The sequence below is a fragment of the Haloarcula sebkhae genome, from assembly GCF_014647415.1.
Lineage (GTDB): Archaea > Halobacteriota > Halobacteria > Halobacteriales > Haloarculaceae > Haloarcula > Haloarcula sebkhae.
The window spans coordinates 1-13,064 of sequence record NZ_BMPD01000011.1 but is presented as its reverse complement, the minus strand read 5'-3'; the positions used below and the strand labels follow the sequence as shown (position 1 = coordinate 13,064).

The window sequence follows — 13,064 nt, the reverse complement described above, 5'->3', positions numbered from 1 at the left end:
CATTACTCATTTTCAGCAACTGGAGGAAGTGACGGCTCATCGCATTCCTTCCTACGCAATTCCCAGTAATCAACGCCCTTTTCCGCATTCCTATATTGATATATTCCGATCCACGTTTCCTGGTCACAGGGGGACTCGTCCGCAGTGAACGTGAACAACGGCGGTATTTCCTCACACGACAATTGAACTGTTTGTGGGGAGCCATTTGGGGAGACGGTCCCGATATTTTCTTGGCAAACAACTGTCCCTGAGCGAGTGTATCCGACAACAGAAACATTATGAAATGTTGCCCACTCAGAAGTAGCAGCGCGCCCATCAGCAACAACGTCTGCACGGATATCGTATTCACTATTGGTTTGATTTTCAACATTTATTCGCCGAAACTCTAGTGAACGGAGCCGACTGTGCTGTAAACAGCCGCTAACCAATAAACCGCCACCTGCAAAGCCACAACAAAGTAGATGACGCCGGGTAATCTGGTTAGTCATCGGTACTCGGGAGATCCTCCATATCAATTGTACTCAACTCTTCGATGCTAAACCCAGCCCGAGCGGTGTCAATATATCTTGAATCGCCCATGACAGGCCACTCTGGTCCACCGAAAATCGATACTCGCTCAGGTGTTTTATCCACTCCGCCGGTGATGCTGGTGTCTATAACACAATCTCTCCCACTATAACACTCTCCAATCCTCGCAGCGTTATCGTCTGCAGTCCCAGCCCCAAGAACGTGCCCCATCTCGTGCATCAGGACACGATGTTTTGCCGACGGGGAGTTCAGTGTATCGTCGAGCATCATCACACCATACGGTGTCCCGAATCCGTTTTCGATGATGGCAACCTGCGTCGGCGACCCGGTGTGCCCAGTGAGACCGGCAACGGAACTCGGAATTTGACCAGGTGTATCGTGTGGGATGTACTGTGGCCTGTCCGCGCCGTACCGATTCGTCCAGAACAGATGGACGCGGGAGGTGTCGTCGTGGAAGTTATCTTCCACCACGTCACCTTCCCAGGCATTGAAGCTATCCGGTTCGAGACAGTATTTCTTGACTCCGTACCCGCCATCTTGTCGGAGACCATATCGACAGACGTTCCGAAGCGATTGCTTTGAGATTCCTTCATCAGATCGGTAGAACTGGAAGTTGATGCCGTAGAGGCGATAATTCAACTGAGTCGCTTCGATCACGTTCCAGTTCGTCCCTGCAACCGTCATCGAATACGGATTCTTCCCCTTCAACCAGTCTACTTCCACACCGATTGTCGTCTCGGACCGACTCGTTACTGTCGTTGGGTCTGTTCCCCATTGACGTTCTCCAATATGCACGTTTGAGTGGACACGGTCACCGTTGTACTGTGCGCCAAATGCCGACGAAGTCATCGGATCACTTGGATCGATTTTGTGGACGCCAGTTTGGGCATCCACGATCTCGTCTCCCTGAATCCCGCTCGGTGCACCACTTCCATCATCGTCCTCTAAGTGTTCGCGATACAGCACCACGTTGTCAGTGTGCCCAACGTCGTAGACGCCGATCCAGCCGTCCCAGTAGCCGTCACCGTCGGTATCTGGGTCCGTTGGGTCTGTTTTGTAGACCGAGCCGGACGAACCGTCCTGCACTCCATCAATCTCCTGTCCATCAGTGAGTCCATCATCGTCGGTGTCAGGGTCCCAGGGATCAGTCTCAGAGCCCAGGGCCGGATCTGCATCTGGTTGCCGATGATCCGGATTCGCCGTGCGGATCTCTTTCTTGTTCGAAATCCAGTGATCCGTCTGCGGGGTGCCATCCAGCCCTCTGAAGACGAACTGATCTAGCCCACGTTGGTCGGTCGTTACGAAGTCGAATGAATCGCTTGCGTCCGTGAACTCCGGATCCGAGAGGTCGTCCACGCCCTGCATGCGATCAGTGTCCAGTCCCATCTGGTTCTGCAGGTTCGTTCGTGGGTAGGACCCTCTGCCATCGAACACCTGCTCGAACGTCTCTGACCGCTCGGTAGTAATGTTGTACGTTCGCTCCGCGCTCGGATCGGTGTGCGTGAGATTCTTCTCTTCGGGGTCGGTCAGACCATCGTCATCCGAATGTGGCGTTTTCGGGTCCGACGTCACACGGATGGAATCCGACTGGGCTTCACACCCATCGTCCGTTTCACAGGCGTAGTCGTACCGATACGGGTCGGTGTGGCCGGTCTTATTGATCACCGAAATGGTCCACCCGTTGACTTCCGTCGAATCGTTTATCGTATCCCCGTCGGTGTCGGTCTTCGTCGGATTGCTGTTGATCCGCCAGTAGCCGCCTTTCACTGACTGCGAGACAGCGTCACCATCAGTGACGACCGTGAACGCGTGGGACTGTCTGTGCACGGCGCTGATCTCCTCGGCGTCTAGTAGTCCATCACCATCGGTGTCCTTCTGTGTCGGATCAGTCGAGAACGGCTCGACGGTCATCGGCAGCGTCTCCGCCGTGAACCCGCCAGTTTCAGTCTCGTCTGGCAATCCGTCACCATCACTGTCCTGTCCGCCGGTCGTATTTGTCGCGACCCGCGAAAACACTTCGGGCAATTCGCTTGCACTCTCGGCGAAGTACGCCTGGCCACCAGTACTGTTGGCAACCTCTTGCAGGAGGTCTTCATCGGCGCCGCCGAAGCCAACTGCGTGGACAGTGATGTTTTCTTGAGCGGCTCGCTCGGCCTGGGCAACCGTATACGAATCCGATCCAACGCCCTGTTTGTTTTGCCCGTCAGACAGGAGAACGATGACGCGACGGTGATCCGGGGTACTGTTATTGCGCTTGTAATCGATGGCATCCTCCAGACTCAAGCCGATAGCCGTCCCACCACGGCCACCGCGATAGTTGAGATCCATCACGGAACTGTTGACTGCATCGTGGTTGGTCGTGTACGGTTGCATGACGTTCGCCCGATTGGAGAATTCCAGGACCGCCGCGCGGTCCGATGGCAGCAGGCTCGACATGAACTCTTCACCCGCATCTTTGGCGAGCCCGTTCGGGTCGTTCCCTTTCATCGATCCTGTCGTGTCCATCAACAGCACCACGTCTAGGGGCTTGAGCGTTGTATTGTCCTCGGGATTGTCGGAGAACTCGTCAGCCGGAACGGCCGTGAAACTGTCCTTCCACTGGGAGACGTTCAGTACCGCGTACCGCGAAAAGTGGGGTGTCTCGGCTGTCACGGTCTGTGCGCTCGTATCGACCGTGGAATTCACCGGCTCGAAGCCCTGTATCGACTCGTTCCACCTGAACACTGCAAGCTGTGCGGAGGCACTCTGAGGCACCGCCGATTCGTTGTACTCGAAGGTGACTGAGGCGTTGTCGAAGTCTTCTTCAGACTCGATGTCCACGACGGGCGTCACGGCAGCCGAGTTCATCTGCGGGGTGTCGAATCGGCCGGTGTCGTCGACCGAAGCCGAGACACGATCGGCCACGTTGCCTTGGCCGGTGACGTCGATGGTGACTCCGAGCGATTCGTTGCCGGCAGTCGTAGTGTAGGTCTCGTTCCCATCTGTGACACTGTCTCCGTCGGTATCAGGGTTCAGTGGGTCCGTGTTGAACGGGTCAGCTCTCTCATCGCCATCAGTCAGCCCATCCTCGTCAGTATCAGGCGAGAGCGGGTCAGTTCCAAGTTCGAGTTCCTCTGGGTCAGTCAGGCCGTCGTTATCCACGTCGGCGTACAGCGGGTGAGTTCCGGCAGCCAATTCTTCTTTGTGTGTGAGCCCATCGTTATCGGGGTCTGCATGGTTGTCAGTGACCCCGTCGCCATCAGAGTCTCGCTTTGTGGGATCCGTCTTCGTGAGTCTGTGTTCGTCGCTGTCAGTAAGGTTGTCCCCATCCGTGTCGGGGTCGGTTGGATCAACACCCTGGAGTCGTGATTCTACCTGATCAGAGAGCCTGTCACCGTCTGTATCATTGCTTCGAGGGTCAGTGTCGAGTCGGTATTCTCGGTATGCTGGGAGCGTATCGTTGTCCCAGTCTTCTGCGCCGTCAATCACGGCATCCCCGTCAGAGTCTGCTATGTCGGGGTCGGTGTCGGTGACGTTTCGCTCGTATGCATCCGGAAGTCCATCGCCATCAGTGTCGTTCGACGATGTCGCGCGTGTGGCCACGAAGAGCCACTGGATATCCCCGACATCGGTTCGATCGTCACCTGTGTAATCATACGCGCTCCAGTTAGCACCGGCTGCTGTAGTCTCCAGATGGCGCGACAGTGCGTCAACGTCAACGATATTGATAGCGCCATCGCCGTTGACATCTTCATAGAGGCCGTCATCATCTGGGTCAGTCGGTTGGTGCTCACCGACGAGTGGGTACGGCTGAGAGTCGTTTTCTCGGGGCGCTAACTGCTCAATTTCACTCGCATTCGGTTCTGTTGAATCATTCCAGCTGGTTGAAAGTGGTCCGGTCGCCTGATTGCCAGCCGTTGCGGCGGGTGTCTGTGGTTGTGTCCGTGTTGGTTCATTACCGGCCGTTGCGGCGGGTGTTTGGGTCGGTTGTGTCTGTGCTGGTTCGTTTCCGGCCGTGGTGACAGCCTGGTTTCCGGCACCTGTGAGAGACGCATCATTGCCGGCCGTCTGTAACGGGCCAGCCCCGACTCCGGCCATCATCCCGGAAGCCGGACCGACAGTCACTAATAGTAATACACCAAATAACGCATGTAATTTTCTCGTTGGACTTGCCATATAAACCCCCACCAGAGGTACTGTTGTTGGTTTGATTCAGTAATCAAAATACTTAATCCTACTTATCTGAGTAGTATATTTAATGAGGAAACTTGCGACAGTAGCTGGCCTTTGTATAGCGTTGTCCCTCTGTGCGGGACTCGCGATGGGGGCGGGAACGACCAGTGTCGTCGTCCAGCCATCGACTGACAGCGTTGCCGTTGGAAACACAACCACTGTTGATATTGTGGTCACGTCTGCTACAGACGGAGTCGGCTCGCTGGATATCGATATTGCAAGCACCAGCGGGTCAGTTGCAACAGTTTCGAACACGACTGTTTCTGGGAATCCAGACACAGTCCAGACCTCACAAGAAGCGAACAGCGTCCGCGTTGCGGCGACTGGCATGGATACTGCCGACACTGGCTCAGCGCCTGTTGTCTCGGTCACGCTCACCGGCGAGGCTGTCGGAACGAGCGACGTCGACCTGACTGTTGCAGCCGTTGGTGACGAATCCGGGAACGCATACAATGTCACCAGCGTCCGCGCTGGAACACTGACAGTCGAGTCCGGAAATGACACAACAACAACCCCAACGGAGACGCCAACACCGACTCCGACGGAGACACCAACCGAGTCAGACTCTTCCAGTTCCGACGATAGTAACGATGACGATGATGATGGCGATGACGGTGACGGTGACAGTGATTCCAGCAGCAGTGACTCTGGTGACACGGCAACACCGACGGACACACCGACAGTAACGGAACCGACGCCTGGTGACACGCCGACAACGACGACAGCGGCAACTGAACAACCGACACAGACGGCAACCGAGCAGTCAACCTCGGCGCAGACCGGCGGTGGGCCGGCCATCACGCCGGACGCGACGAACGCACCGTCTCAGACCAGAGCGACCGACAGTGTTGAGCCGTCTGGTGGCTCACCGACAAATCTGCTTGTGGGTGGGAGCATTCTCGTGGCTGTTCTCGGTGGGATCATCATCTACCGGCGGTTGTAGAAACGACTCCAGAACAGACGATACGTTCTCACCTCGCTGACCAGCTCAGTTGAGGTGTCGTCTGTCTGGTCCCTTGCGAAGAGATGTCAGCAACCTACTCACGGCCGATGATATCGTTCGCTTCGTCACGGGTCCGTTTGGCAGCCTCCTGAGCATACCCTTCGTGGGTCGCCTCAATGGATTTGTGTCGGAGGATGTCCTGAGCCAGCTGTGGGTTCTCGCGATAGAGTTCGCGTCCAAGGCCACGGCGAGCGCCGTGTGGCTTCAGCGGCTCTTCAAACTCGTAGTCAGACCACTCACAGAGATTGGCGAGGATGTTTCGGGCTGACTGCGTTGTGATTGACGGTGTTGGGCTGAACACCACCGCCGTGTGTTTGTCGGGCTGGCTCGGTTGCGTTGTACGTCGCTGCCCAGTTGGTAAGATCATAGACTGCGAACGTAGAGAAGTGGGTTGTCTTCGCAGTTACTGTGTTGTTAGCGGCGTCGACAGTGGAGTTTAACGGGACGAAAATCCCCATCTCAGGATCGTATGTGAACACGGCGAGGTCCTGACTCTCATTTTGAACCCCCGTTTCGTTGTACGCCAGAGTAACATTAGCCGAGGAAAAGTCTCGCTCGGAGGTGAGCTCAACAACTGGCGATGCGCTCATATACGTCACACGGGACGTGTTGAACCGTGGTTCGTCTTGGGGAGCAATGGTCGTTTCATTCCCGATGTCACCGTTGCCAGTCAGACTCAGTGTGACTCCGAGTGTCTCGTTCGTAGCCGTCGTGGTATAGCTCTCTTGACCATCAATAACGCCATTGTCGTTGCTATCGGCCACGAGTGGGTCTGTTTCGAGGCGAACTTCTTCGCCGTCTGGAAGCCCGTCACTATCCGTATCAGCGGTGAGTGGGTCGGTCCCGAGCTGGTGAACCTCTGTCCCATCAAGCAGGCCATCACCGTCCGTATCTGGGTTGGTGCTAAGGGTACCTGCGACGGTCTCGTTGTAGGTGCTCAGTGAATCGTTATCTGGATCGGCAGCGCCGTCCTGTACGCCGTCCCCATCCGTGTCAGGGTCGGTCGGATCAACGCTTGGGAGCCGTGATTCAATGCCATCAGAGAGCCTGTCACCGTCTGTATCATTGCTTCGAGGGTCAGTGTCGAGTCGGTATTCTCGGTATGCTGGGAGCGTATCGTTATCCCAGTCTTCTGTGCCGTCAATCACACCATCCCCGTCGGAGTCCGCTATGTCGGGGTCGGTGTCGGTGACGTTTCGCTCGTATGCATCCGGAAGTCCATCGCCATCGGTGTCATTCGAGGGTGTCGAGCGTGTAGCCGCGAGGAGCCATTGGACATCTTCGCCGTCAGTTCGCTTATCACCTGTATAATCATACGCGCTCCAGTTAGCACCAGCTGCCGTAGTCCCCAGATGACGTGACAGTGCGTTAGCGTCGACGGTGTTGAAAGCCCCATCGCCATTGACATCTTCGTAGAGCCCGTCACCATCTGGGTCAGTAGGCTGGTGTCCACCGACGAGTGGGTACGGCTGAGAGTCGTCTTCCCGGGGCGCTAACTGCTCAATGGCACTCGCACTCGGTTCTGTTGACTCATTCCAACTGGCCGATATTTCTCCGGTCGCCTGGTCTCCGGCTGTTGAGGTGGGTGTCTGTGCCGATTCGTTTTCGGCTGTCTCTAACGGACCAGCCCAGATTCCGGCCATCACCCCAAATATTAGACCGACAGTTAGTACTAGCAACACACCAAGCAACGCCTGTAGTTTTCTTGTTGAGCTTGTCATATGAAGTCTCAATAGAGGTACTGTTGCTATTTATCTCAGTTGTTAGGGTACTTAATCCTACTTACTCAGTAAAAATATTCAATAAAGCAACTTGCAATAGTAGCTGGCCTTTGTATAGCCATGTTTAGCGGTGAACCCGTATACTATTTTCCGCGAGACAGGAGAATTTGCTATGGATCAAGAGTGAGATAGCAGCACAGTGCGACCACTCATATCACACCGATTAGTCTCTGCTTAGTAGTCGATAATAGCTACCACAGTTGTTGTGAAGCCGGCTCACTCAAATCGTATGCCTCTTCGATTTTATAAGTTGTTGGCGGTTCAGGGACACCGAATTCATCCTCGTGATCAGTTGCCTCATCAATATCAATCTGGTTCCAGCTGTAGGTATACCTTGGACAGCGTCGAACAAGCGGTTCGCCGAAAACGGCCAATGATTCACCGTATGTCTCAACCAACTTAGAGAGGGTAGCCTTCGGTATGATGAACCACTTCCAATGTTCACTTCCTTCATCAAGGTAGCACATGTGAAGCCCGATATCACTGAGTACAGTGTCGTTCAGAGCTGCGCCGAGGGCTCCCTGCTGCTGGTATGACTTTTGAGCCTCGTCGTCAACAGGGGGATAGCGGAATGTGGCTGTCGTCACCGTCTCGCCACTCTCCCCGGTAACGACCAATCGGAACGCTCTGGGGTGGGTTGATTTGAGTCTGACCCATTCGTCAGTGCCAATACTCTGGAAGTTGAATCCATACCCAAACCGATTCACCGCACCATCGACCTGATGTTCAAGATTTACTTTGTGACCGTACCTACTGTCGGTTACCACCCCTAACTCACTATGATTGAGTACATCTTGCAGTACCATTGTCTTATTAGCAGATATCGCCCCCTCGCTTGGAGCCGAGATATTAAATTCGCCAGCCACAGCTTCAACTGGTGAGTCAGCGTCACCGTCGTATTCCATGATGGCATCAAGTATGTCCTGATCGCTTAGCCCGAACTCTTTGAGAATAGCCACAATGTCAGTGGCAGCGTTGAGGACTGCTTCTGAGAAGTTGTCTCCAGACATCAGTTGATAATCACGTGGGAGTTAAATAATACTCATTCTTCCCCATCTCGGTGAACAAATCAGTTGAAGTGTCGCTTACCTCCTTCTACCGAGGTGATGTCCCAACCTACTCACCGCCGATGATATCATTCGCTTCGTCACGGGTACGCTTCGCTGCTTCCTGTGCGTAGCCCTCGTGCGTTGTTTCGATCGACTTGTGTCGCAATACGTCTTGAGCCAGTTGCGGGTTCTCGCGATAGATTTCTCGTCCAAGCCCCCGGCGAGCGCCGTGTGGCTTCAGCGGTTCCTCGAAATCATACTCAGACCACTCACAGAGGTCGGCGAGGATGTTTCGGGCAGACTGGGTTGTGATCGACGGTGTTGGGTCCATTGGTTTCGCCGCGTTATCGAGTCTGGGAAACACGGCTTCGTCTTCGTCAGGTTCTCGCAGTTGCTTCCAGCGTCGAAGTGGGCGGAGCGCATCGTCGAGAATCGGTGCAGACTCGCGGGTTCGATTCTTGCCGAACACCTGCATCGTGCCAGCATCAAGATTGACGTGTCGCCACCGCAGGCCGTTCCGCTCTTCATCATCAGAGACGGCGACGAGTTCTGCGCTGCGAGCTCCGGAGTAGGCGAGTAGGAAAACGAGCGCTTGGTCGCGATAAGCTGCCACCCGATCGACGTCCTCGTGCTCACCGGCTTCGTCGACGCGAGCGGTCGCAGTGGCACAGATGGCTTCGCGGTCGCGTGTCGTCCAATATTGCTGGTCAGTTTCGGTCTCGTCGGTCGGAAGCGGGCCTTCAGCGTGGTTGGTCTTGGCTGGGTTCGTCGGTATCAGGCCCTCGTAGACGGCCCAGGTGAGAAACGAGCGGACGTAGGCGAAGTACCGCCGTGCTGTTTCCGGCGAGATATCGTCCCGATCGTCGGCTCGAGCTAGATCACGAGCGTATTGTCGACAGAGATCATCGTCAATCTCTTCCGGACCGGTGATACCATGCTGGTCCCGACTCCATGCCGCGAACTTCCGCAGCACGCTGGCGACGTTTGTTCGGTAACGTCCGGAGTCGATATCGACCAGTCGTTTCTCGATGGCTGCTTCGAGGGCATCATCCCCGGGAGTAGCGTCGTACTCAGGCGGAAGCCGATCCATGCTTCCCATACAGCGGGGGTCCGGGTAAAACTGGTGGTGCTTATTAAGATAATACAAACCCAAACCACGAACCAGAATTCTGGTGTCTCAGCACCTCTATGGTGCTTAGAATTGACATACCGATATTGATAAAGTACATATTGCTATACCAAATTTTCGTGTCCCGAAGTTGAGACTACAACGGGTGTAGCGGGGCTGTAATGTATGTATTTGGACGGTTAAGTGACCGAGGACAGATTCAGATTAGTTCTCAATCAGCCAATCATGTTGTATTACTGACTATATTTCCAGGTTCCGAAGATTTTCGATAGTGTATCCACTCAAATTCCGCAATCACCTGGATTGAGTTCCCTCTCTACCCGATTCCAGTCTCCTTCTTCAACAGCGTCAGCGTGTTATCGGCCGTCACCATCGGCGAATGCTCGTATTCACCAGTCAATTCGACTTGTACGAGCAAATCAACCGCCCGCCAGATCGAGTAGAGCAGACACGCAAACGCGAAATAGAAGAATCGCAACCCGAAATCTTTCGACGTCGTTGCGGCCATGAATCGCTTGATCGATTTGTACCCACTCTCGATCTCCCACCGATACCCGTACTCAGTGAGGAAGCCACTACCGCGATTGGACATGAGCACCGAGTACTGGCGGTGGTCGTCGTGCTTTGAGTCCTCTTTCCGCCGATAGGTCAGTGTCGTCTCGTGCCACTCGTTCTTCCCGAGATTAAGTTTCCTGTCGGTCTCGTACCGATCCTGGCCGCGCTGCAGGAGTCGCTTTGCTTGGGCTTTCTCGCTGGTCTGCATTCGTTTCGGGACGACATACGACAGTCCACGCTGGCTGAGCATCTCCAGAATGTGCTGGCTGTCGAACTCACGATCCATCAGTACGCTATCGACGTGAACGGCGTCTTGGGCTGAATCCAGCAGATCCTCCACTATCTCTTTCCGTGGTTCACCTCTTCGCACAGGACGAGCATCCAGCACAATTGGGACAGCATTGCCGACTAATTGGACGGTAGCCCACTGATAGGCGTACTCGTCGGTCTTTTCTTTCGTGCCGATAATCTCGTCTTCGTGCCCGGTCCTGTCGCCTGTGAACGGGGCCGCTTCAGTGATATCGATAGCAACGATACCAGCTCGGAGGAACTCCTCCGTCTCCGCTACTTCATCCAATAGTCGATTCACAGCCTGCGGGTACATCTCCCGGATCTGTTCAATCGACAAGTCGCGGATGTGCTCGCGATGGGCGTGACCTAGCGGTGTCCGGTCACGAGTTGACTCGTAGACGAAGCTGCGGGCTCCTTCGTTCGCAGCCAAACTCTCACGAAGTCCGAGGTATGTTTGTAAGTCCCAGTAAGCGTTTTCGTGGATCTCACAGCCGTTGTCACGATTCAGTGAGAATGCCGGGAAAACGACGTGGCCGATGTGGTCCGTAATCGATGCCGCTTCGTCGAGAATAGCTTGAGTGTCTGGATCTGATTCCTCTTGTTCATCGCCGTGAAATGGAAGCTGACGTTCTGGCTCGCGTGGAACAGCAACGCCCGCGTCTTGGGCTTTGATCAGAATCGTCCGCGCGGCTGCCTCAATTGTCTCGCGAAGCTCTGTTGTGAATCGATCGTGCCAGCTGCGCCACAGCGTCGCCTGGTCTGGGACCGTCTTTAGATCTAGTTGCTCACAGAGTGCAGAGTGGTGGGTGAGGTACGTAACGAGTGCTGTCTCATGAGTCCAGCCGTGAAGTTCTTTGAGTAGGAACAGTCGAAACAGTTGGGTCATCTGGTACCGGGTTGCTCCCGAATACCAGTCGTGTGGTCGAAACTTGAAATACGCTATTGGGTAGTGAGACACGAACTCGTCGACGGAATCGTGGGCCTTGTGGTCGAACCATGTGGAGGCAACGGCCCGGATGTCTTCCTCCAAGGCGGCGAGAGAGCTCCGATCGTAGAGTGGCGTCGAATCATATGCTGGCCATTCAACAAATGATTGCTGGGCGATTCGTCGAAAGACACTGCGTTGAGAATCACAACTCGCAACCACTGTAAGGTATTGGCCACGACATGCCCAAAAATTCGTCTAACTGGTAATAGAGAGTACACATTCAGCTCTCAATATCGCTAAGCAGTATGAGTGGACAGTAGTCAGTACAGAACAGCAACGGAGCACTCTAGGCTCGGTAGCCAGCCCGAACAGTTCAAATATGTCGTAAATTTCAGCTGTCGGTCTTTATATTCATTCTTTCCTTAACTATAGGGAGCTTATCATTGAGTTCCTGATGTATGTCCTCGTCTCCGATATATGGTTCAGAGTTTTGGATGAAATAGTCCATTTTTTTGATTAGGTTCTTTTGTAGTACCTCCGAGCCACCCAAATCGTAGTAATCACTGTTATCAAGGATATCTGCAGCTTTGACAATCACCGCACTTCGTCCCAATTCAAAACATCTTTCATAGATATCGAGATGTTGTTGGAGATAGTCGTCGATATTCCCGTCGAAACTAGTGGCTTCCACGATATTTGCAACATCCTCTCCGAACTCCGAACTGATCTCATCAGAAGCCACGTCTGTATCCTCTAGCAGGTCGTGGAGAAAACCAGAGATGACGATGGACTTGTCGTAATCTCTGTTATAAAGATTCATTCCCACTCTTGTACTGTGGAGTATCACTGGTTTCGGATTATCGCCCGAAGATTCGAACGAGTGCACTAGATATTGGATAGCACGCTCAATTTCTTCATCCTCTCCTAAATCTCTCATCTGTACGAATAGAGTACAGATAGGTTATAAACTTCTTTTTGACACAACCTGCCCGAAGTATCTGTTCTGACTGCCCCAATGACCCCTAACTCACTCCTTGCCCACGTGAAATTTGCATCCAGATTGAACAGTTAATTCAGCCAAGATCCACTAGATTTCATATTGTGTACACTGAGACTGGCGGTCTCAACTACTGTCGTGTCTTGGAAGTTGAGACTACAGCGGGTTTAGCGGTGCTATGATGCGTGGTTTCGGCTGGTTCAGTGACCGGGAACTGGCTCAGATTGCTCTCCAAACGCCTAGTCTTGTCGAACTGGCAATCACACATGTGAATTCCCACAAAGAATATAGGCACTTGCACGGGACATGAAATTGCTTCCTCGCTTGATGAATTACGATACTGAAGATAGCTCCCTGATTTGATTCAGATAGTCTCTAAAATGGGTACACCAGCAGGATTTCGATTCAGTGTCCGGGCTCTCATTATAATTGGAGTCGCAGCACTCGTCATATCTGCCCTACTTCTTTTCGTTGCCCCCAATACGGGGACCCAAGTTCTCGTCACGGAGGTGGATGAATCGGATGTCTCTCCCGACGATAAGGTGCTCAGGTACAGTAACCTTTCAAAAGGGGGCCAAGAGTTGTTCGACC

The 13,064-nt window shown here is 53.9% G+C and carries 7 protein-coding genes and 2 pseudogenes; 2 read left to right on the top strand and 7 right to left on the bottom strand.

The annotated features are described in order from the left end of the window. Nucleotides 1-480: 480 nt before the first annotated feature. On the bottom strand, nt 481-4,632 hold the full coding sequence (locus tag IEY38_RS20185) for a VWA domain-containing protein (protein ID WP_188980674.1): 4,152 nt from the start codon (nt 4,630-4,632) through the stop codon (nt 481-483). Between the two features lie 196 nt (nt 4,633-4,828). On the opposite strand from IEY38_RS20185, the gene IEY38_RS20180 reads away from it, so the two are divergent. Next, nucleotides 4,829-5,683: a hypothetical protein gene (locus tag IEY38_RS20180; protein WP_188980830.1), complete on the top strand. Its 855-nt coding sequence runs from the start codon at nt 4,829-4,831 to the stop codon at nt 5,681-5,683. Nucleotides 5,684-5,777: 94 nt separating this feature from the next. On the opposite strand, the pseudogene IEY38_RS20175 reads toward IEY38_RS20180, so the two are convergent. From IEY38_RS20175 to IEY38_RS20150, 6 genes and pseudogenes are all read right to left on the bottom strand, one after another. Then, nucleotides 5,778-6,089: pseudogene (locus IEY38_RS20175) on the bottom strand (tyrosine-type recombinase/integrase); the annotation flags it as partial. Beyond that, on the bottom strand, nt 5,980-7,386 hold the full coding sequence (locus tag IEY38_RS20170; RefSeq protein ID WP_188980672.1) for a dockerin type I domain-containing protein: 1,407 nt from the start codon (nt 7,384-7,386) through the stop codon (nt 5,980-5,982). The gene IEY38_RS20170 and the pseudogene IEY38_RS20175, both read right to left, overlap by 110 nt. 329 nt (nt 7,387-7,715) lie before the next feature. After that, nucleotides 7,716-8,534, bottom strand: coding sequence for a hypothetical protein (locus IEY38_RS20165; protein ID WP_188980670.1), 819 nt, complete (start codon nt 8,532-8,534; stop codon nt 7,716-7,718). 106 nt (nt 8,535-8,640) lie between these two features. Further along, complete coding sequence (locus IEY38_RS20160; RefSeq protein ID WP_188980667.1) at nt 8,641-9,663, bottom strand: tyrosine-type recombinase/integrase; 1,023 nt, start codon at nt 9,661-9,663, stop codon at nt 8,641-8,643. Nucleotides 9,664-10,018: 355 nt separating this feature from the next. Further along, nucleotides 10,019-11,695: a transposase gene (locus IEY38_RS20155; RefSeq protein WP_188980665.1), complete on the bottom strand. Its 1,677-nt coding sequence runs from the start codon at nt 11,693-11,695 to the stop codon at nt 10,019-10,021. A gap of 172 nt (nt 11,696-11,867) precedes the next feature. Beyond that, nucleotides 11,868-12,413 (bottom strand): HD domain-containing protein, encoded by a 546-nt coding sequence (locus IEY38_RS20150; RefSeq protein WP_188980663.1) that lies wholly within the window; start codon nt 12,411-12,413, stop codon nt 11,868-11,870. Between the two features lie 440 nt (nt 12,414-12,853). Between IEY38_RS20150 and IEY38_RS21455 the strand changes: the two are divergent. After that, a pseudogene (locus tag IEY38_RS21455) lies at nt 12,854-13,064 on the top strand (hypothetical protein); the annotation flags it as partial.